Origin of the sequence: Kribbella sp. NBC_00482 (assembly GCF_036013725.1) — a bacterium.
Taxonomy (GTDB): Bacteria; Actinomycetota; Actinomycetes; order Propionibacteriales; family Kribbellaceae; genus Kribbella.
Map to the genome: position 1 here is coordinate 5,953,289 of NZ_CP107881.1, position 21,637 is coordinate 5,974,925.

General features: G+C 68.9%; 19 protein-coding genes. 12 read left to right on the forward strand and 7 right to left on the reverse strand.

What is annotated here, in order from left to right; all coding sequences use genetic code 11:
* Window position 1: 1 nt before the first annotated feature.
* Window positions 2-445 carry a hypothetical protein gene (locus OHB24_RS28950; RefSeq protein WP_327634013.1) on the forward strand — a complete coding sequence of 148 codons (444 nt, stop codon included), beginning with the start codon at window positions 2-4 and terminating at the stop codon, window positions 443-445.
* A gap of 109 nt (window positions 446-554) precedes the next feature.
* Window positions 555-3,053 carry an ATP-binding protein gene (locus OHB24_RS28955; protein ID WP_327634014.1) on the forward strand — a complete coding sequence of 833 codons (2,499 nt, stop codon included), beginning with the start codon at window positions 555-557 and terminating at the stop codon, window positions 3,051-3,053.
* A gap of 371 nt (window positions 3,054-3,424) precedes the next feature.
* Here OHB24_RS28955 and OHB24_RS28960 read toward each other — a convergent pair whose 3' ends face one another.
* The 3 genes from OHB24_RS28960 to OHB24_RS28970 all read right to left on the reverse strand — a co-directional run bounded on the left by OHB24_RS28960 (window position 3,425) and on the right by OHB24_RS28970 (window position 7,059).
* Complete coding sequence (locus tag OHB24_RS28960) at window positions 3,425-5,131, reverse strand: alpha/beta hydrolase (RefSeq protein ID WP_327634015.1); 1,707 nt, start codon at window positions 5,129-5,131, stop codon at window positions 3,425-3,427.
* A 119-nt stretch (window positions 5,132-5,250) separates the two neighbouring features.
* Window positions 5,251-5,853 carry a GNAT family N-acetyltransferase gene (locus OHB24_RS28965; RefSeq protein WP_327634016.1) on the reverse strand — a complete coding sequence of 201 codons (603 nt, stop codon included), beginning with the start codon at window positions 5,851-5,853 and terminating at the stop codon, window positions 5,251-5,253.
* 18 nt (window positions 5,854-5,871) lie between these two features.
* Window positions 5,872-7,059, reverse strand: a complete 1,188-nt coding sequence (locus OHB24_RS28970; protein WP_327634017.1) for a DUF418 domain-containing protein — start codon at window positions 7,057-7,059, stop codon at window positions 5,872-5,874.
* Window positions 7,060-7,222: 163 nt separating this feature from the next.
* On the opposite strand from OHB24_RS28970, the gene paaA reads away from it, so the two are divergent.
* Genes paaA through paaE form a run of 5 tightly spaced genes read left to right on the forward strand, consistent with a single transcriptional unit; the run spans window position 7,223 to window position 10,684 of the window.
* Window positions 7,223-8,131, forward strand: a complete 909-nt coding sequence (paaA, locus tag OHB24_RS28975) for a 1,2-phenylacetyl-CoA epoxidase subunit PaaA (RefSeq protein WP_327634018.1) — start codon at window positions 7,223-7,225, stop codon at window positions 8,129-8,131.
* Window positions 8,128-8,406, forward strand: coding sequence for a 1,2-phenylacetyl-CoA epoxidase subunit PaaB (paaB, locus tag OHB24_RS28980; RefSeq protein WP_327634019.1), 279 nt, complete (start codon window positions 8,128-8,130; stop codon window positions 8,404-8,406). The genes paaA and paaB overlap by 4 nt, the downstream gene beginning before the upstream one ends.
* The gene (gene paaC, locus OHB24_RS28985; RefSeq protein ID WP_327634020.1) at window positions 8,403-9,137 is read left to right on the forward strand and encodes a 1,2-phenylacetyl-CoA epoxidase subunit PaaC; all 735 of its coding nucleotides are present in this window, start codon (window positions 8,403-8,405) and stop codon (window positions 9,135-9,137) included. Before paaB ends, paaC begins: the two co-directional genes overlap by 4 nt.
* Window positions 9,131-9,598: a 1,2-phenylacetyl-CoA epoxidase subunit PaaD gene (paaD, locus tag OHB24_RS28990; protein WP_327634021.1), complete on the forward strand. Its 468-nt coding sequence runs from the start codon at window positions 9,131-9,133 to the stop codon at window positions 9,596-9,598. Before paaC ends, paaD begins: the two co-directional genes overlap by 7 nt.
* On the forward strand, window positions 9,599-10,684 hold the full coding sequence (gene paaE, locus OHB24_RS28995) for a 1,2-phenylacetyl-CoA epoxidase subunit PaaE (protein WP_327634022.1): 1,086 nt from the start codon (window positions 9,599-9,601) through the stop codon (window positions 10,682-10,684).
* 144 nt (window positions 10,685-10,828) lie between these two features.
* Here paaE and argG read toward each other — a convergent pair whose 3' ends face one another.
* A complete protein-coding gene (argG, locus tag OHB24_RS29000) occupies window positions 10,829-12,262 on the reverse strand; it encodes an argininosuccinate synthase (protein WP_327634023.1) in 1,434 nt (477 codons plus the stop codon).
* 165 nt (window positions 12,263-12,427) lie between these two features.
* Between argG and OHB24_RS29005 the strand changes: the two genes are divergently transcribed.
* A complete protein-coding gene (locus OHB24_RS29005; protein WP_327634024.1) occupies window positions 12,428-13,258 on the forward strand; it encodes a metal-dependent hydrolase in 831 nt (276 codons plus the stop codon).
* On the opposite strand, the gene OHB24_RS29010 is transcribed toward OHB24_RS29005, so the two are convergent.
* Window positions 13,246-13,764 carry a hypothetical protein gene (locus OHB24_RS29010; protein ID WP_327634025.1) on the reverse strand — a complete coding sequence of 173 codons (519 nt, stop codon included), beginning with the start codon at window positions 13,762-13,764 and terminating at the stop codon, window positions 13,246-13,248. The genes OHB24_RS29005 and OHB24_RS29010 overlap by 13 nt on opposite strands.
* Window positions 13,765-13,982: 218 nt before the next feature.
* On the opposite strand from OHB24_RS29010, the gene dapA reads away from it, so the two are divergent.
* Genes dapA through OHB24_RS29025 form a run of 3 tightly spaced genes read left to right on the forward strand, consistent with a single transcriptional unit; the run spans window position 13,983 to window position 17,666 of the window.
* Window positions 13,983-14,897, forward strand: a complete 915-nt coding sequence (gene dapA / locus OHB24_RS29015; RefSeq protein ID WP_327634026.1) for a 4-hydroxy-tetrahydrodipicolinate synthase — start codon at window positions 13,983-13,985, stop codon at window positions 14,895-14,897.
* Window positions 14,894-16,588 carry a ribonuclease J gene (locus OHB24_RS29020; RefSeq protein WP_327634027.1) on the forward strand — a complete coding sequence of 565 codons (1,695 nt, stop codon included), beginning with the start codon at window positions 14,894-14,896 and terminating at the stop codon, window positions 16,586-16,588. The genes dapA and OHB24_RS29020 overlap by 4 nt, the downstream gene beginning before the upstream one ends.
* Before the next feature lie 46 nt (window positions 16,589-16,634).
* Complete coding sequence (locus OHB24_RS29025) at window positions 16,635-17,666, forward strand: LacI family DNA-binding transcriptional regulator (protein WP_327634028.1); 1,032 nt, start codon at window positions 16,635-16,637, stop codon at window positions 17,664-17,666.
* Here the strand turns inward: OHB24_RS29025 and OHB24_RS29030 are convergent.
* Both OHB24_RS29030 and OHB24_RS29035 read right to left on the reverse strand, forming a co-directional pair.
* Window positions 17,640-18,719, reverse strand: coding sequence for a fatty acid desaturase family protein (locus OHB24_RS29030; RefSeq protein ID WP_327634029.1), 1,080 nt, complete (start codon window positions 18,717-18,719; stop codon window positions 17,640-17,642). The two genes, OHB24_RS29025 and OHB24_RS29030, sit on opposite strands and share 27 nt — an antisense overlap.
* Before the next feature lie 74 nt (window positions 18,720-18,793).
* Window positions 18,794-19,873: a fatty acid desaturase family protein gene (locus OHB24_RS29035; RefSeq protein ID WP_327634030.1), complete on the reverse strand. Its 1,080-nt coding sequence runs from the start codon at window positions 19,871-19,873 to the stop codon at window positions 18,794-18,796.
* A 197-nt stretch (window positions 19,874-20,070) separates the two neighbouring features.
* Between OHB24_RS29035 and OHB24_RS29040 the strand changes: the two genes are divergently transcribed.
* Complete coding sequence (locus OHB24_RS29040) at window positions 20,071-21,597, forward strand: alkaline phosphatase D family protein (protein ID WP_327634031.1); 1,527 nt, start codon at window positions 20,071-20,073, stop codon at window positions 21,595-21,597.
* The last annotated feature ends 40 nt before the right edge of the window (window positions 21,598-21,637 follow it).

The following is a 21,637-nucleotide window of genomic DNA, read 5'->3' on the forward strand; positions in this document are numbered from 1 at the left end:
GATGAGGGCCAAACAGACCGCGATCCTGCTGGCGGTCGTGTTCGTCGCGTACGCCGTACTGATCGGCTGGCGTGGCGTGCTGCTGATCAAGGTCGGTACGCCGGTTTCGGTCGTGCTCGGACTCGCGGTCCTGGTGATCCCGCTGATCGGCGCCTACCTGGTCTGGCGCGAGATCCAGTTCGGGCGCCGGACCGAGGTGCTGGCCCGTGAGCTGGAGGCGGCCGGCGGTCTGCCGGTCGACGATCTGCCGCGCCGGCCGTCCGGCCGGGTGGACCGGGCCGCCGCGGACGAGGCCTTCGGACGGTACAAAGCGGAGGCGGAAGCGGCCCCCGGCGACTGGCGGGTGTGGTTCCGGCTGTCGACGGCGTACGACGCCGCGGGGGACCGGAAACGGGCCCGGGAAGCGATGCGAACCGCCATCGCGCACCACGATCAGACCCTATGAGTTCCGGGGCAGTTCCCCGGGATAACTGACAACCAGGTGTGGAACGCGATATTTTCGCTGGTACGTGGCAGCCGCCACGTAAAGGTCGGAGACTGGGTGGGGCCGTCCTGTGCCATCAGACGGATCTCGCCGCGGCACGGACGACGGGCAGGGGGCTGGGTTCGGCGAGCTACTGCGCCGGCACCGACGGGAGGCGGGGCTGTCGCAGGAAGCGCTGGCCGAACGCGCCGGTCTCAGCGTCGACGCGATCGCGGCGTTGGAGCGAGGACGCCGGCGTGCGCCGCGGGCGCAGACGCTGCGCCTGCTCGCGGACGCCCTGCGGCTCGGTGAGCCCGAGCGGTCCCTGCTGACCGCGGCGGCGCGCAAGGAGGCCGGGTCCGTCCGGCTGCCGATGCGGCAACCGCCGGCGCCGATCAACGAGCTGATCGGGCGGACGACCGAGCTGACCGCGACGACGCGCCTGCTCGGGCAGCGCATGACTCGTTTGCTGACCTTGACCGGACCGGGCGGCGTCGGCAAGACCAAGCTCACCTTGGCACTTGCGGGCGACGTGGCGGACAGCTTCCCGGACGGCGTCTGCTGGGTGCCGCTCGCGTCGGTCACCGACTCCGCCGCGGTCGCTCCCGCCGTCGCCGCGTCGATCGGCATGCACCTACTGGAAAGCACGCGGCTGGTCGAAGAGATCGCCGAGCAGATCGGCCGGAGCACGATGCTGCTCGTGCTCGACAACTGCTCGCACCTGGTCGCGACGGTCGGGCAGGTCTGCTCGACCTTGCTCGAGCACTGCCCGAACCTGTCGATCCTCGCGTCCAGCCGGGAGCTGCTGCGGCTGCCGGGCGAGAGCGTGTACGTCGTCCCCGCGCTGGCCCTGCCGCACGACGAGGACCGGTTGGCGTCGTCGGAAGCGGTGCGGCTGTTCGTCGACCGCGCCGTCGCTCGCGGGTACGACCCGAGCGGCGAGCTCGACCAGGTCGCGCGCGTGGTACGCCGTCTGGAGGGTATGCCGCTCGCGATCGAGCTGGCCGCGGCGCGGACGAACGTGATGACGATCGCGGAACTGGCCAGTGAGCTCGAGACGTCGTTCGGCATCCTGGCCGGTGGCCCGCGCACCGCGTCGCCTCGCCAGCAGTCGATGTACGGCGCGATCGAGTGGAGCCACGCGTTGCTCAGCGAGGCCGAGCGGGAGATGTTCGCCCGGCTGTCGGTCTTCGCCGGCGGGTGGACGCTGGGTGCGGCCGCAGCGGTCATGTCCGGTGGCGCGACCCGGGTCGAGGCCCTCGACCTCATCGGTCGGCTGGCCGACAAGTCGCTGATCCGGGTGGTCAGGCGAGACGGCGTCGCGCGCTACTACATGCTCGCCGTGATCCGGGAGTTCGCGGCTGATCGCCTGCGGGCCGCCGGACAGACGGACGAGGCGGCCGGGCGGCACGCGCAGTACTTCGTCGGCCTGGCCGAGGACTCGCAGAGCCACCTGCGGGGACCGGAGCAGGGGGAGTGGCTCGACCGGTTGGACCGCGAGCTCGCGAACCTGCGATCCGCGATGGCGTGGGCGCTGCGGACCAGGTCGGTCGACGAGGCGTTGCGGCTGGCCGGCGGGCTGTGGCTGTTCTGCTACCTCCGCGGGCACTATGCCGAGGGCAGTCAGTGGCTCGAGCGGGCGCTGCACCTCGGCGACTCGGTGCCGCCCGAACAGATCGCGGACCTTGCGCCGGTGTGCGCGAAGGCGAACCTCGGCGCCGGAACGCTGGCGTTCCTCCAGTGCGAGTACGACGCCGCCACCGAGCAGCTGCAGACCGCGCTGCGCCAGTACAAGGAACTCGGCGACACGTCCGGTACGGCGTTGGTGCTGCAACGCCTCGGCGGCGTCGCACGCGAACGCGGCGACTACGAGGCAGCGGAGGACCTGCACTGCGAGAGCTACGACCTGTACGAGAGCCTCGACGACCGGGCCGGGATGGCCTGGGCGCACAACTACCTCGGCTTCGTGGCCTGGCTCCGCGGCGATCTCGAGACGGGCGCGCGCCGCTGCCGACGGGCCCGCGACAGCTTCCGGGTCGTCGGTGACGGCGAAGGACTCGCCTGGTCGCTGATCAGCCTCGGCGCGATCGCGCAGTACGGCGGTGACCTGGTCGAGGCCGAGGACCTGTTGCAGGAGAGTCTCGCCCTGTCGCAACGGCTCGGGTACCGCGAGGGAGTCGCCTGGTCGCTGAACCAGCTAGGCATCGTCGAACGCCGACGCGGCCTGACCGACCGCGCCGTACACCTGCTCGACGAAAGCTTGGCCGAGCATCGTGATCTGGGGGACCGGTGGCGGTCGGCCAGTGTGCTCGAGGAGCTGGCCGCGGTCGCACAACAACGAGAACGCAGCGAGTACGCCGCTTTCCTGCTCGGCGCGGCCGACGGTGTACGGGAAGTCATCCGGGCGCCGGTGCCGGAGATCGAGAAGGCCGGCTGCGAGGCGACCCGAGCCGCGGTCGAAGCGTCGCTCGAGCGGCGGGCCTTCCGGGCAGCCTGGTCGGCCGGCCGCGCGGCGCCACTGGCCGCTGTCGCCGACGGTTACCGGCCCCCGGGATCGACACCGGCGGTGCGGACCCGCGATCCGCTCTGAGCGGGCGTGCCTCGCGGAGCACCACGACCTGGGGGATCGACGATGCCCCGCGAGGGATCTGAGGGCGCGGATCCAGATGTGTGGCCCGGCCGGCTGTGTCCTCTGTCTGACCCCCCAGGCAGTCCCCCCACCTCACAGCCGGCCGAAGCCACATCGGGCGATGGTCACCGGTCGTCGAGCCCTCCCAGACGACGACCAGGTCCTCCGCGCTCTCTCTAGGTTGCCGTTATCACGCTGTGTCGCACAGGGACGGAACCCTGACATCGCCCTGACAAATTTGTCCTGACAACGAAATCCCCGGCCGGATTTCGCCGACGGTGACCGCGAACTGCCGGTCCGTAGGTGAATTCCAGCCGGTTTTCAAACGATCGTCAGGGCAGATATCCGGAAACGGCTTTTGTGAATCCGGCGATCTTTCGTAAAGGAGTACCGGCGCCTTCCTCGAAGCCGGGCTCCGTGGCCTCGGGTGCCGGGATGCCTTCGCCGGCGCAGCTGATGTCCTTGGCCGGTGCGGCCCCAGTGGTGAGGAACGTGTTGATGATCCGGTCGGCGCAGCGGTTCACGCCGCCGTACACACCGTGGTCGCCTTCGCCCGTGACGGTCAGCAGCCGCGAACCGGCGTACCTGCTGTGGGCCGATGCGGCGAGGCTGTAACTGGTCGCCGGGTCGTGCACGGACTGCACCATCAGCGTTGTGGGCAAGCCTTTGCCGGTCGGTGTGGGCATCGTCAGGTTCGGACGGTCCCAGTAGAAGCAGGGGTTCTCGGACATCGTCCAGCCGACCAACGGGAAGTGCGGACCGAGGCGGGCGGCGAGCTGTTCGCCGTACTCGCGGCCTTGCGGCCAGGCCGTGTCGTTGCAGGTGATCGCGGTGAACGTCGCGTCCTCGGCGTCGTCCTCACCGAGCGTCCGGAGCCCGACGGGTGCGCGCCCGGCGCGCTCGACGAGCTGCTGCTGGCGGGTCTTCGAGAGCGCGTCGACGTGGCGTTGCGCGGCCCGCGGACCGCCTTTTGCCTGCGCTTCGGAAAGGTCATGAAGAAATAGCAGGTCGGCGGCCAGGGAATGGAAGTCGAGCTTCGAGTACAAATCCCCGGTCACCATCAGGTCGAGGGTGTTCTCGTCGTACCTGACGTTGACCGCGCCGTCCAGGAACTCCTCGGTCGCGGGCTGCTCCTTGAGGGTGCGTCGTAACCGTTCGTACAGGCGGATGACCGCGCCCGGTGACGAGCCGAGGTGCAGTTGGCCGTCGTACTTGGCCGCCCAGGGTGCGAAGTCCTCGCGGAACCGGCGCTCGAACGCCTGCGGCTGGCTGACGAACGTGTCGAGCCAGGTCTTGGTGAAGTCCGTGTTGGAGTCCAGCACGAAGCGGCCGACGTGCTCGGGGAAGTAGGTCTGGTAGTACGCGCCGAGCCAGGTGCCGCCGGAGTACCCGACGTAGTCCATCTTGTCGAAACCGAGCAGCCGCCGGATCAGGTCCATGTCCTGCACCGTCTGCGCGGTGGTGATGTAGGGGAGCAGGCCGCGGGACTGCTGGGCGCAGTACGTCTGCGCCATCTCCGAGGCCTCGGCGATCAGGTCGCGGGTCGCGGGAGCGCGGTCGCGCGCGTCCATCGTGTAGCCGGGGGCGCCGTCGCAGCTCACGTTCGAGCTGCCGCCGGTGCCGCGCGGGTCGAAGCCGACGGCGAGGTGATCCTTGGCGAGCGGCGCCTGGCTCGCGAGGTACGGCGCCATCCCGAGGCCGGCGCCACCGGGTCCGCCGGGGTTGCCGAACACGACCCGGCTCGGTGTGCCTTTGGCCGGGGCGACCTTGCTGACCGCGATCTGCAGGTCGTGCCCGGCGTACTGGTTGGCCCAGTCGCGCGGGACGGTGATCTTCGCGCAGTACGTGCGAAGCTCCGCGTCACCGCACTCGACCCACTGCGGTTTCTGCTCGAGATACCTGTTCGCCACCTGATGTGGCTTGTCGACGACGGTCGCCGACTGCGTCGACGCCGTCGCGCCCGAGCCCGGCACGACGAGAACGGCGGCAGTGGACAGCGCCACGGCTGCCGCGCCGAGGGCCAGGGGAACGTACTTCATGCAGACTCCAGCGGATGGCCATGTGTGATCGGTCCGTGACAATCTGTCATGCCCACTGGGACGCGTCGAGCACCACCCCCGGCCCGTCGCCGATCGCCGACCTGCTATTGGCGCCGGGACTACTCCGTGCCGGGGTCGGTGTGGAGGCGGATCTGCTTGATGCGGACGGACTCGTCGCCGTAGAGGTCGAGCTCGCGGTGGGCGCCGTCGGGGGCCCAGCCGGACTCGGTGTAGAAGGCGCGGAGGACGTCGTCGGTCGAGTTGACCCAGACGGTGACGCGGCGGAAGCCGTCGGCGCGGACCGTGTCGACGACGGCGTTCAGAAGGCGCGAGCCGTGGCCGGCGCGGGTCGCCTCGGGGCTGACGGCCAGCTCGGCGATCAACGCATCGTGCTGCGGGTCGGCGTCCGGGTCGTCGGACGGCGTGATGGCCGCGAAGCCGACCAGGGTGCGGCCGGCCAGCGCGACCATCACCCGGTTCCGCGCCTCGCCCGGAGCGACCAGCGCGGCCCGCCACTGGGCCGCGAACTGCGAAGGGTTGAGATCGGCCAGGACATCGGCCGGCAGCAGCCCGGCGTACGACGTACGCCAGGCCGCGACCTGAATCTCGCCGATCCCGTTGGCCTCCGCGGGCAGTGCGAGCCTCACGCTCGTCTCGGCCACCGGGGTGTCGCCTGACAGATCCGAGAGGTTGGCGGGTTCCGGTACGCCGAAGTCACTCATGACCGCCATCCTCCCAAGTCAGTACACGAGCTTGCGCAGCAGGGTCTCGGCCGGACCGCGGTAGGAACGCCGGCTCATCGCATACGCTCCGGCGACCGAGACGACCCAGACGCCGATCGCGACCAGCGCCGCGGTGTACGCCGTACTTCCGAACCGCAGGTCCAGCGTGAACGGGGCGAGCAGGATCATCCACGAGACCGACTGGAACAGGTACCCCGACAGCGACCGCTGACCGAGCGCGGAGATCGCGCGGACCGGCAGCGACAGCTTGCGGATCCGCAGGACGAGCAGGCCGAACAGAGCGACGTACCCAGGACCGCCGAACATGCCGGACACGTGGGACAGGAGGCTCAGCGTGTCCACTGCACTCTTGTCGACGTGCATCCAGCCGGCGCCGACCAGTGCGAGCGGCAGTCCGCCCAGAACGGTGATGCCGAGACCGCCGACGGCAACTCGGGTGAGCAAGCCCTTGTGGGCGCCCGGGTTCTCCAGCATCTGCTTGCGGGCGGCCCAGATACCGAGCCAGACGATCACGATGAAGCCCATGACGCTCGCGGCGTGCATCGGGTACTCGTGCAGCCGGTCGACCAGGCTGCCCAGGTACGACGAAGCGGCCAGCGACGGGTTCGGGGAGTTCGTCAGCGCGTGCGCGGGGCCGGCGCTGTTGGCGATCGCGAGCGCGGCCTTGGCCCCGACGAACAGGACCTCGATGGCCATGAACGCCCAGATGGCGAGGACGATCCGGTGGAACTTGTCGCCGCGGTTGAGCAGGAACAGCGTGCAGATGATGCCGACGACGCCGTACGCGCCGAGGAAGTCGCCGAAGTAGAGCAGCGTCGCGTGCACGAGGCCGAAGCCGATCAGCCAGGCGTTGCGCTTGAGCAGGATCCGCCGGACTGCGCCGGGGGTCGCGCCGGAGTTGCGCTGCCGGCGCGCCAACTGGACCAGGCCGTAGCCGAACATCACCGCGAACACGGGGTAGGCCCGGGCGTCCACGAAGGTGAGTTTGAGGAAGTTCAGGATGCGCTCGAAGCCGTGCGGCGCGCTCTCCACGCCGGGCTGGCCGGCGAACGCGAAGTTGGCGCTGTTCGCCAGGCCGATCATCAGCAGCATCGCGCCGCGGATCAGGTCGGGGGCGAGGGCGCGTTCCCGGCCGGTGACCGGGCCGCGGTGATCGACGGCCGGGAGGCTGGTTGTCGTAGTCACGGGGTCCTCCGAAGAACTGTGTAAGGGTTGAGCGGTTGACTCAATCCTCGCGGCCCCGGCCGGCCCTCCCCAGAGCGTCAAACCCACTCCGTGGGTGGGTCCAGCACCACCTTTGTGACACTTGTTGTTGATTCTGAGAAAAAGTGTCACATATGCTGTCGGTATGGACTTCCAGGCGACCATCGACGCCGACGGCCGGATCGAGCCGCGGGACGCGATGCCGGACGGGTACCGCAAGACCCTGATCCGGCAGATCGCGCAGCACGCGCACTCCGAGATCATCGGCATGCAGCCGGAGGGCAACTGGATCAGTCGCGCGCCGTCGCTGCGCCGCAAGGCGATCCTGATGGCGAAGGTGCAGGACGAGGCCGGCCACGGTCTCTACCTGTACGCCGCCGCGGAGACGCTCGGCGTGGACCGCGCCGACCTGCTCGACCTGCTGCACAGCGGGAAGCAGAAGTACTCCAGCATCTTCAACTACCCGACGCTGACCTGGGCCGACATCGGCGCGATCGGCTGGCTGGTCGACGGCGCCGCGATCGTCAACCAGGTTCCGCTCTGCCGCTGTTCCTACGGGCCGTACGCGCGGGCGATGGTGCGGGTCTGCAAGGAGGAGTCGTTCCACCAGCGGCAGGGTTTCGAGATCCTTCACACGCTGTCGAACGGCACTCTCGAGCAGAAGGCGATGGCTCAGGATGCGCTGGACCGCTGGTGGTGGCCTTCGCTGATGATGTTCGGCCCGCCGGACGCGGCCTCGACGCACTCGGAGCAGTCGATGGCGTGGGGGATCAAGCGGCACAGCAACGACGAGCTGCGGCAGCGGTTCGTGGACATGACCGTGCCGCAGGCCGACGTACTCGGGCTGCGCGTCCCTGATGACGGACTGGTGTACGAGGACGGGCACTACCGGTTCACCGAGCCCGACTACACCGAGCTGTACGACGTGGTGAAGGGCAACGGTCCGTGCAACCAGCAGCGGTTGTCGCGTCGCGTGCAGGCGCATGAGGACGGCGCCTGGGTCCGTGAGGCCGCGGCGGCGTATGCGTCCAAGCGAGCGGAGCGTGCCGCATGATCGAGCCGCTCTGGGAGGTCTTCGTTCGTTCGCGCCGCGGGCTGTCGCACACGCATGTGGGCAGCTTGCACGCGCCGGACGCGACGATGGCGTTGCGGAACGCGCGAGACGTGTACACGCGCCGCCAGGAAGGCGTGTCGATCTGGGTGGTGCGGGCGTCCGACCTCACCGCGTCCTCGCCGGACGAGAAGGACGAGTTCTTCGACCCGGCCGGCGACAAGGTGTACCGGCACCCGACGTTCTACGAGGTCCCGGAAGGCGTCGAGCACCTGTGAACGACCTGCTCGACTACACCCTCCGGCTCGGTGACGACGCGCTGATCGCGGCGCAGCGCACCGGCGAGTGGATCGCCGCCGCGCCGCAGCTCGAAGAGGACGTTGCGCTCGGCAACATCGCGCTCGACCAGCTGGGGCAGGCGCGTTCGCTGCTGCAGTACGCCGGTTCGCTGGACGGCCGCACCGAGGACGAGCTCGCGTACTTCCGGGATGAGCGCGAGTTCCTGAACCTGCAGTTGTGCGAGCTGCCGAACGGTGACTTCGCGTTCGCGATGGCACGGTTGCTGTACTTCGCGACGTACCAGCATCTGCTGTACGACGAGCTGCGGTCGTGCGCCGACGAGACGCTGGCCGGCGTGGCGGGGAAGGCGGTCAAGGAGGTCGCGTACCACGTCGACCACGCGACGCAGTGGGTGTTGCGGCTGGGGGACGGGACCGAGGAGAGCCACCGGCGGATGCAGGCCGCGCTGGAGGCGCTGTGGCCTTACACAGCAGAGCTCTTCGAGTCCGACGCCTTGGTGCAACGGCTGGATGTTGCCGTGGATCCCTCGACGCTTCACGACGCCTGGCTCAGCCGAGTCCTGGGTGTCATCGACGAGTCCACTTGCGAGCGGCCCTCGTCCTCGTACCAGCACACCGGCGGCCGCGCGGGACAGCACACCGAGCACATGGGCTTTCTGCTGGCCGAGCTGCAGCACGTGGCGCGTTCGCATCCGGGGGCGACATGGTGACCGACGCCGCCATCTTCGAAGCGGTCGGCGAGGTCGCGGATCCGGAGGTGCCGGTGCTGACGATCGCGGACCTCGGCGTACTGCGTGGTGTGCGGCACGAGGGCGACGAGGTCGTCGTGACGATCACCCCGACCTACTCCGGCTGTCCCGCCATGGACCTGATCCGCCACGAGGTCGAACTGACCCTTCAGGCGTTGCACGTCGACGGAAGGGTCGAGACGGTCCTGTCGCCGGCGTGGACGACCGACTGGATGACCGAAGCAGGCAAGACCAAGCTGACCGAATACGGCATCGCCCCACCTTCAAGCACTGGGCCGGTCCTGCTGCAGTTGAGCATTCGCTGCCCCCTGTGCGGCTCGCCCAACACCTCAGAACTCAGCCGCTTCGGCTCGACCTCCTGTAAATCGCTCTGGCGCTGCAACTCCTGCCGCGAACCCTTCGACCACTTCAAGGCGATCTAGATGACGACCATCGCCCCTCGCCGGCGCGCCACGTTCCATTCGCTGAAGGTCGCCGCGATCGAGCCCATCACCGACGACGCGGTCGCGATCACCTTCGCCGTACCGCCCGAGCTCGCGGACGAGTACGAGTTCACCGCGGGCCAGCACCTCACGATCCGCCGTACCGGAGAAGAGGTACGCCGCAGCTACTCGATCTGCTCGCCCGCGGGATCGGGCGTGCTGCGGATCGGGGTGAAGCGCCTGCCCGGTGGCGACTTCTCGTCCTACGCCGCGAAGGTCCTGAAGGTCGGCGACGAACTCGAGGTGATGACCCCGCTCGGCCGTTTCGGTACGACGTTCGACGCCGCCAACGCCAAGCACTACGCGTTCGTTGCCGCCGGTAGCGGAATCACGCCCGTGCTGTCGCTGGTCGCGACGATCCTCTCGATCGAACCGTCCAGCCGGGTGACCTTGCTGTACGGCAACCGGACCGCGGGTTCGGTGATGTTCGCCGACGAGCTGGCCGACCTGAAGGACCGGTACGCCGAGCGCCTGCACCTCGTGCACGTGTTGTCGCGCGAGACGACCGAGGTGGAACTCTTCAGCGGCCGCATCGACGCGGACCGGCTGCAGCGGATGTTCGCGACGATCCTCCCGCTCGACTCCGTCGACGAGTGGTTCCTCTGCGGTCCGTACGCGATGGTCGTCGGCGCCCAGGAGCTCCTGCTGTCCGAGGGCGTCGCGCGCGAACACGTGCACGCCGAGCTCTTCCATGTCGGCGACGAGGCTCCGAAGGCACCCGTCGAGGAAGCAGCTGTCGACGAGGACGCGGCCCAGGTGACCGTGATCCTCGACGGCCGCCGGTCGACGTTCGCGCTGGGGGAGCACTCGAAGGCGGTGCTGGACGCGACCCTCGCCGTACGGTCCGATGCTCCGTTCGCGTGCAAGGGCGGCGTCTGCGGCACCTGCCGCGCCAAGGTCCTCGACGGCACCGTCCGAATGGACACCAACTGGGCCCTCGAACCCGACGAGATCCGCGCCGGCTACGTCCTCACCTGCCAGTCCCACCCCACCACACCGACGGTGACCCTCGACTTCGACGCCTGACCCCTCACCCCATTTGCCTGGCAGACCCACCAATTTGCCTGGTCGACCCACCGGGTCGGGGGTTCGTCATCCTGGTTAAGGGTCAGGAACCCCCGATATCCCTGGTGGGCCAGCCAAATGCGGGTGGGTGGGGGCAGGGCGGGGTCAGTCGGTGCCGGATTCCATGGCGGCGCGGTCGAGGAGTTCGTCTTCCTCGGTGGCTTCGCCGCGGGAGGCGATGGCCTCGGCGCCGCCCTTCGGGAGTTCGCCGATCAGCTCGGTGGACGACGCGAGTGCGGGGTTGGACGATCCGAACATGCCGAGGCCGGCGTACTGCTCCAGCTTCGCGCGCGAGTCCGCGATGTCCAGGTTCCGCATGGTCAGCTGGCCGATCCGGTCGACCGGGCCGAACGCCGAGTCCGCGATCCGCTCCATCGACAGCTTGTCCGGGTGGTAGCTGAGGGCCGGGCCCTTGGTGTCGAGGATCGAGTAGTCCTCGCCGCGCCGGAGCCGGAGCGTGACCTCGCCGGTGACCGCCGTACCGACCCACCGCTGCAGCGATTCCCGGACCATCAGCGCCTGCGGGTCGAGCCAGCGGCCTTCGTACATCAGCCGGCCGAGCTTGCGGCCCTCGGTGTGGTAGGCCGCCACCGTGTCCTCGTTGTGGATCGCGTTCACCAGCCGCTCGTACGCCGCGTGCAGCAGCGCCATCCCGGGCGCCTCGTAGATGCCCCGGCTCTTCGCCTCGATGACCCGGTTCTCGATCTGGTCGGACATCCCGAGTCCGTGCCGGCCGCCGATCGCGTTCGCCTCCAGGACGAGGTCGACCGCCGAACCGAACTCCTTGCCGTTGATCGTCACCGGCCGGCCCTGCACGAAGCCGATCGTGACGTCCTCCGCGGCGATCTCGACCGCCGGGTCCCAGTGCGCGACGCCCATGATCGGGTCGACCGTCTCCACCCCGGTGTCGAGGTGCTCGAGGGTCTTCGCCTCGTGGGTGGCGCCCCAGATGTTCGCGTCGGTGGAGTACGCCTTCTCGGTGCTGTCCCGGTACGGCAGGTCGTGCGCGACCAGCCACTCGGACATTTCCTTCCGGCCGCCGAGCTCGTGCACGAACTGCGCGTCCAGCCACGGCTTGTAGATCCGCAACTGCGGGTTCGCGAGCAGGCCGTAGCGGTAGAACCGCTCGATGTCGTTGCCCTTGAAGGTCGAGCCGTCGCCCCAGATCTGGACGTCGTCGTCGAGCATCGCCTTGACCAGCATCGTGCCGGTCACCGCCCGGCCGATCGGGGTGGTGTTGAAGTAAGTCCGCCCGCCGGACCGGATGTGGAACGCGCCACAGGCGAGCGCCGCGAGTCCTTCCTCGACGAGCGCCGCGCGGCAGTCCACGAGGCGGGTGATCTCGGCCCCGTACGCCGTCGCACGGCCGGGGACCGACCCGATGTCGGGCTCGTCGTACTGCCCGAGATCAGCGGTGTACGTGCACGGGATCGCACCTTTGTCCCGCATCCACGCAACCGCAACCGACGTGTCGAGACCACCAGAGAAGGCAATCCCGACCCGCTCACCGACCGGCAAAGAAGTAAGCACCTTGGACACAGGAAAAGTATGCACCCTCCTGCATGATTATGCAAAGCCGCCCCTCCCCAAGCTCTCTTTGAGCCCCCACCAACCAGATTCCGCGGCGGATTTTGGTTGGTGCGGGCCCAAAGAGGCGGTGTGGTGTGTGGGGGTGATGGGGTTGGTGGGGGAGGATATGCGGGAGTGAGTGGAGGGGTGAGGCGCGGGATGATGGGGCGGTCGCATGCTTTGTCGGGGTGGTGTGCCGGGCTGGCGGTGGCGCCGCTGGTCGGGTTGACCTCGGTGGCGGAAGTGGTGCCGTTCGCGGCGGCCACCGCCGGGTACGCATTGGTGCCGGACCTGGATCACCCAGGGGCGAGTGCATCGCGCCTGCTCGGGCCGGTGACCCGGCTGGTGTCGGCAGCGGTACGGGCGTTCTCCGGCGTGCTCTACAGCGTGACGAAGGGCCCGCGCGACGAGGACAGCACCGGCAAACACCGGCACGCGACGCATACGCTCGTCGCCGCGATCCTGCTCGGCATGCTCGCCGCAAGCCTCGGCGACCGCGGTAAATGGGCAGTACTGGCCGTCGCCGTGACCGGCCTCGTCCTGGCCGCCGACGCACTCGGCGACTGGATCGTCCTCGCGGTCCTCGCCGCGGCAGGATGGTCGATCGTCGGCACCGGCGACGCGCTGCCCGGAACAGCGGCCGCCGACGCGCTGCAAGCCGGACTCAGCCAGATCGGCGGCTGGATCGGCGCCGCCGTGGCCGTCGGCATGTTCGTTCACTGTCTAGGGGACAGCCTGACCCGCTCCGGCTGCCCCTGGCTCTGGCCGCTCCCCATCCGGGGCGAGACCTGGTACGAGCTGCGCCTGCCCAAACCACTGCGCTTCAGCACCGGCAAGTGGTTCGAGCACGCGGTGATCGTCCCGGTGCTGACCATCGGCGGCGTACTTCTTCTGCCTGGCGCGCTCCAGGCGCTGCAGCACCTGTTCGACGCGACGTCGATCTGGCTCGCTGGTCAGTCCTCCTGAATTAAGTCTTGAGGCGGGCCGGTCAGGTACGACGGAATGCCGGCGGACTCGAGCGCCGCGGCGAAGCGGCGCTGGTTGCGCTCGCCGGGCCACGCCTCCCAGAAGAACAGCGGGAGAGCGATCACCGCGCCGAGCAGGACGACCCAGAAGCTCTGGGCGACGAACGCCAGCGAGACGGAGATCAGGAACACGGCCTCACAGACCGCGAACCGGGTGAACGTCGACGCGGTGAAGCGGCGCCACGACTCGGCCTCGATCTCGGCGGCCGAGCTGCTGGAGTGCTGCAGCGGGGGAGTACGGAAACCGGCCAGTTCGCAGAAGGAGTACGCGCCGACCGCGGCGGCGAGCACCACCAGCAGCGGCCAGCTCGCCGGGAGGTGCCCGAGTCCATGGACACCGAGCACGAACCACAGGACGAGCGTCATCATCGGGATCGCGGCGGCCATCGTCGCGCAGACCGTGGTCAGGCGCTGCTGGGCGGTGGGGGCGGTGGAAGGTGTCGACACGCCGATGAGACTAAAGCATCGCAATGTCATCGCCCTGCAGTCATTTGCTTACGTAGAGTATTCGCAGAAGTTTTTCCGGACTTTTTTGCCGGAAGCTGTAACGCCTACCGGGCGGGCCCCGATAGGACGAGTGAGCCTGGTGGCTGCCCGGACCCCCGAGCGGACAGCCACCAGGCCTACCCATTTCTTCAGGGCTGGGGAGCGGTAATCTGAGGCCTATGTCCTCGCCAGCATCCACGCCCTCGTCAACACCGCCTTTCGGCCGTTTGACGACCGCGATGATCACACCGTTCCGGCCTGACGGCTCCCTCGATCTGGACGCCGCTCAGAAGGTCGCGACGTACCTCGTCGACGGCGGTAACGACGCCCTGGTGCTGAACGGGACCACCGGCGAGGCGCCGACCACGTCCGACCAGGAGAAGGTGCAGATCATCCAGGCGGTCCGCGAGGCCGTCGGTGACCGCGCCAAGCTCGTGGCCGGTGTCGGGACCAACGACACCGCGCACACCATCGAGTGCGCCAAGCAGGCCGAGGCCGCCGGTGCGGACGGGCTGCTGGTCGTCACGCCGTACTACAACAAGCCCCCGCAGGACGGGCTGCGCGCGCACTTCACCGCGGTCGCCGACGCTACCGGCCTGCCGAACATGCTGTACGACATCCCCGGCCGGGCCGGCGTGGAGATCAGGTCCGAGACCTTGATCACGCTCGCCGAGCACCCGCGGATCGTCGCGGTGAAGGACGCCAAGGGCGACATCGCGGGGACCACCAAGGTGCTGGCGAACACCGATCTGTTCTACTACTGCGGTGCCGACGAGCTGAATCTCGCCTCCCTGGCGATCGGCGCGGTCGGCATCGCGAGTGTCGTGGCGCACGTGGCAAGTCGGGAGTACCGGCAGCTGATCGACGCCGTGGTGGCCGGCGACCTCGCAGGAGCACAGGAAATTGATCGACGGCTGGTGCCCGCCGTCGAGACGATCATGACCAGGACCCAGGGCGCCATCATGGTGAAGGCCGCGCTGAAGCTGGCCGGCGTCATCGAGCACGCGACACTTCGGTTGCCGCTGGTCGAGGCGACCGCCGAACAAGTGGACTGGCTCACCACCGACCTCAAGACGGCAGGACTGATTGCATGAGCCATCCCCATCCAGATCTCTCCGCGCCCGGACCTCTCGCTCCGGGCGCTTTGCGGGTCATCCCGCTCGGCGGCCTCGGCGAGGTCGGCCGGAACATGACCGTGTTCGAGTACGACGGCAAGCTGCTGATCGTGGACTGCGGCGTACTCTTCCCGGACGAGAACCAGCCCGGCGTGGACCTGATCCTGCCGGACTTCGAGCCGATCCGGGACCGTCTCGACGACGTCGTCGCGGTCGTCCTGACGCACGGCCACGAGGACCACATCGGCGGGTTGCCCTACCTGCTGCGTGAGCGGGGCGACATCCCGGTCGTGGGCTCGCAGCTCACGCTCGCGCTGCTCGAGGGCAAGCTGAAGGAGCACCGGCACCGCAACGTGCCGCAGCAGATCGTGGTCGAGGGCGAGAAGCTCCAGATCGGGCCGTTCGTCTGCGAGTTCGTCGCGGTCAACCACTCGATCCCGGACGCGCTCGCGGTCGCGATCAAGACGCCGGCCGGCGTCGTGCTGCACACCGGTGACTTCAAGATGGACCAGCTGCCGCTGGACGACCGGATCACCGACCTGCGCGCGTTCGCGCGGCTCGGCGAGGAGGGCGTCGACCTGTTCATGGTCGACTCCACCAACTCCGAGGTGCCCGGCTTCACCACCCACGAGCGCGCCATCGCGCCGGTGCTCGACGGGGTGTTCACCAGGGCGAAGAACCAGCGCATCATCGTCGCCTGCTTCGCCTCGCACGTGCACCGCGTCCAGCAGGTCATGGACGCCGCTGTGAAGCATCGCCGCAAGGTCGCGTACGTCGGCCGCTCGATGGTCCGCAACATGGGCGTGGCCCGGGACCTCGGCTTCCTGAACGTGCCCGGCGACACGCTGATCGACATGCGTGACCTGGACAACTACCCGCCGGAGCAGGTGGTGCTGGTGTCGACCGGTTCGCAGGGCGAGCCGATGTCGGCGCTGTCCCGGATCGCCGCCAACGACCACAACGTCGTACACCTGCAGCCGGGGGACACCGTCGTACTGGCGTCCTCGCTGATCCCGGGCAACGAGAACTCGGTGTACCGGGTGATCAACGGCCTGATCCGGCACGGTGCGAACGTGATCCACAAGGGCAACGCGCTGGTGCACGTGTCCGGTCACGCGAGCGCGGGCGAGCTGCTGTACTGCTACAACATCGTGAAGCCGCGCAACGTGATGCCGGTGCACGGCGAGGTCCGGCACCTGCACGCGAACGCCGACCTGGCGGTCCAGACCGGCGTACCGCGGGAGAACGTGGTCGTCGTCGAGGACGGCGTGGTGGTCGACCTGATCGACAAGAAGGCCGTGGTGGCCGGCAAGGTGGACTGCGGGTACGTGTTCGTGGACGGCTCGACCGTCGGCGACATCACCGAGACCTCGCTGAAGGACCGCCGGATCCTCGGGGACGAGGGCTTCATCTCGGTGATCGCGGTGATGGACTCGGTGACCGGCAAGCTGACCGCCGGCCCGGAGATCCAGGCCCGCGGGTTCGCCGAGGACGACACCGTCTTCGACGACCTGAAGCCGAAGATCGAGGCGGAGATCGAGAAGGCGATCGGCAGCGGGCTGGACGACATGTACCAGCTGCAGCAGGTGATCCGCCGGGTGGTCGGCAAATGGGTCAGCGACACCCACCGCCGCCGGCCGATGATCATTCCGGTCGTGGTCGAAAGCTGACTACTCGGTGTAGCCTCGGCGCGACGAGACGAAGGGTGGGCCGGCGATGAGTATCAGCGGGGTGAACGGGACGGGCCAGCGCCGGCCCACGATGAAGGAGGTCGCCGCCCGGGCCGGGGTCGCGTTGAAGACCGTGTCCCGGGTGGTGAACGAGGAGCCGAACGTCAGCCCGGAGCTGACCGCCAAGGTCCAGGCCGCGATCAAGGACCTCAACTACACCCCGAACGAGTCCGCGCGGATGCTGCGCCGCGGCAAGACCGGGACGATCGCGGTGGTCATCCGCGATATCGGCGACCCGTTCTTCGCCTCACTTGGGCGAGCGGTCGAGCTCTGGGCCCGTTCGTCCGGTTCGGTCGTGATGATCGGCCTGACCGACGAGGACCCGGAGCGGGAGCGGGACGTCTGCCTGGAGTTCGTCGCCCGGCGCCCGGACGCGCTGATCATGGCGCCGATCGGGGAGACCCAGGAGTACCTGGCGCCGCATGTCGACGCCGGGATGGCGGTCGTCACGATCGACCGTCCCGCGCACGGGATCGAGGCGGACGCCGTACTCGCGGACAACGCCGGCGGGATCGACCAGGCGATCGACCATCTGGTCCGGCAGGGTCACCGCCGGATCGCGTACCTCGGTGACGACGAGCGGATCTTCACCGCCCGCGAGCGGGTGGTGGCCTACCGGGCGGCGATGGCGCGGCACGGGATCAATGTCGACGAGGACCTCGTACACCTGTCCGAGCCGACCACCGAGGGCATCGGCATCACGCTGTCGGCCGTCCTCGACCGCTCGGAGCCGGCCACGGCGTTGCTCTCGGCGAACAACATGACCACCGCAGAGGTACTGCGAGGTCTCGCGGGCCGGCGGGACCGGGTAGCGCTGGTGTCCTTCGACGACCTGGCGCTCGGCGACCTGCTCAGCCCCGGCCTGACCGCGGTCGCGCAGTCCGCCGACGTGATGGCCCGGACGGCGATCCAGTTGATGACCGAGCGCCTCCCGGAGCCACACCGCCCGGGACGCACGGTCCGCGTCCCGGTGAAACTGACGATCCGCGGCTCAGGCGAGATCCCGCCCGCCCGCTGACGGCCCGCCGGACCGCAGTTCGGCGGCCAGGGGGCAGTCGAAGGGGTCGCGGGCGCGGAGGCCGACGTTGTTCAGGTAGTCGACGACGATCTTGTACGACGTGAACAGTCCGACCTCGGCGTACGCGATGCCGTGCAGCTCGCAGTACTCGCGGACGATCGGCCGCACCCGCCGCAGCGTCGGCCGCGGCATGCTCGGGAACAGGTGGTGCTCGATCTGGTAGTTCAGCCCGCCCATCGCGAAGTCGGTCAGGATGCCGCCGCGGATGTTGCGCGACGTCAGCACCTGGCGGCGGAGGAAGTCGAGTTTCATCCCGGCCGGCACGATCGGCATGCCCTTGTGGTTCGGGGCGAACGCGGCGCCGAGGAAGACCCCGAACACGGCGAGCTGCAGACCGAGGAACGCGGTGGCCTTCCCGGGCGGCAGCAGGAAGTAGAGCGCAGCGACGTACACCGAGATCCGCGACGCGACGACGACGGCGTCGACGCGGTCCGCGCGGGTCGCGCCGCGGCGGAGGAGGTGCGTCAGGCTGGAGGCGTGCAGGCCGACGCCTTCGAGCGTGAGGAGCGGGAAGAACAGCCAGCCCTGACGCGCGGCGAACCAGCGGCCGATCCGCCCGCGCTCGGCGACGGCGTCGGGCGTGAACGCGAGCACCTTGAGCTGTACGTCGGGATCGCGGTCCGCCTGGTTCGGGGCAGCGTGATGCTTGTTGTGCTTGCTGCGCCACCAGCTGACGCTCATGCCGAGGACACAGCCGGCGAGGATCCGCGCGGTCCAGTCGTTGCGGGCGTTGGAGTGGAAGATCTGCCGATGGGCGCTGTCGTGGCTGAGGAACGCCACCTGCACCAGCACGAGCGCCAGCGCTCCGGCGAGCCAGAGCTGGTGCCAGGAGTTGCCGAGCAGGATCATGCACGCGACGACCGCGAGCAGGGCACCCAGGACGATGCTCATCCGGGTGACGTAGTAGCCCTGCCGCCGCCTCAGCAGACCGAGGTCGCGGACGGTCTGCAGGAGATCGGTGTAGACGCTGACGTACTGCTGCTGGGCTGTCACGTCGGCCAGCCTAGTGACCTGGTATGACGGCGGCATGCCGACACGTGACCCGGCGAGGTCGGCGCGGCAAACGGCTACCGCCCGTACTGCGACGCCAACGGGCAGTCGAACGGGTCCCGGGCGCGCAGACCGACGTTGTTCAGGTAGCCGACGACGATCTTGTACGACGTGAACAGGCCGACCTCGGTGTACTTCACTCCGTGCAGTTCGCAGTACTCGCGGACGATCGGCTGGACCTTCCGCAGCGTCGGCCGCGGCATGCTCGGGAACAGGTGGTGCTCGATCTGGTAGTTCAGCCCGCCCAACGCGAAGTCGGTGAACAGACCGCCGCGGATGTTGCGCGACATCAGCACCTGGCGGCGCAGGAAGTCGAGCTTCATCGTCTTCGGGACGAGCGGCATGCCTTTGTGGTTCGGAGCGAACGAGCCGCCGAGGCAGACGCCGAAGACCGCGAGCTGCAGCCCGACGAACGCGCCGGCCTTGCCGAGCGGCAGCACGAGGAACAGCACGGTCAGATACCCGGCGATCCGGGTCACCACGATCGCGGCCTCGATGCGCTCGACGGTGCTCGTACCGCGGCGGAACAGGTGCTGGATGCTCGCGACGTACAGGCTCAAGCCCTCGAGGGTCAGCAACGGGAAGAAGAGCCAGCCCTGGCGGCGGGTCAGCCAGGCCTTGAAGCCCTGGCGGCGGGCGGCGTGCTCAGGGGTGAACGCGACGACGCCGATGGCGATGTCCGGGTCCTTCCCCAGCTGGTTCGGCGCGCCGTGGTGGCGGCTGTGCTTCGACTTCCACCACGCGGCGCTGATGCCGACGAGACCACCGGCCAGCAGGCGCGCGGTCCAGTCGTTCCAGGCGGCCGAGTCGAAGACCTGGCGATGCGCGCTGTCGTGACTGAGGAAGGCGACCTGCGTGAGCACCAGCGCCAGGGCACCTGCCATCAGGAGCTGGAACCAGGAGTTGCCGAGCAGGCCGACGCCGACCCAGACCGCCGCGAAGGCGGTCAGCACCAGACCGATCCGGATGAAGTAGTACCTGCGACGCCGCTTGAGCAGTCCGAGTTCGCGGACGGTCCGGAGCAGGTCGGTGTAGAGGTGCGTGTACTTGTTCTGCGCCCGCAAGGGGTCGTGGTCTTCGGCGAGAAGCTGTGACATGGGAACGCCTCGTTCCTGGTAGTGCATCGGCCGATGCGCTACCAGGTCTGGGGCAGCGTCACAAGAAGGTGCTGAGGTCCCAACGGAACCACGCCAGGTAGCCGCACGCAAGGCGGTGTCCGGGGTCCGGAGGTGATTTGAGGCTCAGTTCGCCCGGCTGTCACCTGACCGTCATCAGCGAGGAGCACCTTCGGGTCATGAAACTGAGTCGCCGTCAACTCCTTGCCGCGTCCACGGTCGCCGGGGCGTCCCTCGCCGTACCCGGTGTCGCCGTCGCGGGACCCAACCTTGTCCGTCGTGATCGCGCCGCTCTGCCGTCCGGGATCGCGAGCGCCGACGTGACGCCGAACTCGGCCGTCGTCTGGTCGCGCGCCGACCGGCCCGGCCGGCTGGTCGTCCAGCTGACCAGCCACGGCCGTTTCGACAAGGCGATCTGCCTGCGCGGCCCGAAGACGGACGCCGCGGACGATTTCACGGCGCGGCTGCCGCTGCGCGGTCTGCGCCCGGGGCAGCGGTACGACTACCGGCTCGGCTTCGAGGACTCCGATGGCCGGATCGGCCAGACGCTGGACGGTTCGTTCAGTACGCCGGGGCGTAACCGGCCGGTGTCGTTCGTGTTCACCGGCGACACCGCGGGCCAGGGCTACGGGATCAACCCCGAGCTCGGCGGGATGATCGCCTACAAGGCCATGCACGACACCCGTCCGGACTTCTTCCTGCACTCCGGCGACAACATCTACGCCGACGGCCCGATCCAGGCCGAGCTGAAAGTTGCCGACGGCACCGTGTGGAAGAACGTGGTGACCGAGGAGGTCGCGAAGGTCGCCGAGACGCTGGCCGAGTACCGCGGCCGGTACAAGTACAACCTGCTCGACGAGAACGTGCGCTCCCTGTACGCCGACGTACCGCTGGTCGCGCAGTGGGACGACCACGAGACGCTGAACAACTGGTACCCGGGCGAGATCATCACCGACGACCGGTACGTCGAGAAGCGGGTCGACGTACTCGCGGCGCGGGCCAAGAAGGCGTTCCTCGAGTACCTGCCGATGGAGCACGTCGGCGGCCGGGACCGGATCTACCGCAAGGTGAGCTACGGCCCGCAGCTCGACGTGTTCTGCCTGGACATGCGCACGTTCCGCGGTGCGAACCCGGTGCCGTCGACCGTCGGCCCGGTGGCGATGCTCGGTGCCGAGCAGGCGGCGTGGCTGGTGCGTGAGGTCGCGGCGTCGCGAGCCACCTGGAAGGTGATCGCCAGCGACATGCCGCTCGGCCTGCTGGTTCCGGACGGTGACCTGATCGAGGCGGTCGCGAACGGTCTGCCCGGGGCACCCGGCGGTCGTGAGCACGAGATCGCCTGGGTGCTCAGCCAGTTCAAGAAGCGCAAGGTCCGCAACGCGATCTGGCTGACCGCCGACGTGCACTACGCGGCGGCCCACCACTACGACCCGTCGCGGGCGGCGTTCACCGACTTCGACCCGTTCTGGGAGATCGTGGCCGGGCCGATCAACGCCGGCACCTTCGGGCCGAACGCGCTGGACAGCACGTTCGGGCCCGAGGTCGTGTGGTCGAAGGCGGCCGACTTCCCGAGCCAGTCACCGGCGGCCGGCAACCAGTTCTTCGGGCACACCCGGATCGACCCGCGGACCGGCGTGTTCACGGTCTCGCTGCGGAACCTGTTCGGCGCGGTGCTCTGGAGCAAGGACATCACCCCGGCCCGTCCGTAAGGGCCAGTCGTGCTCACCGCGCTCCGGCGCCTGTGCGGGA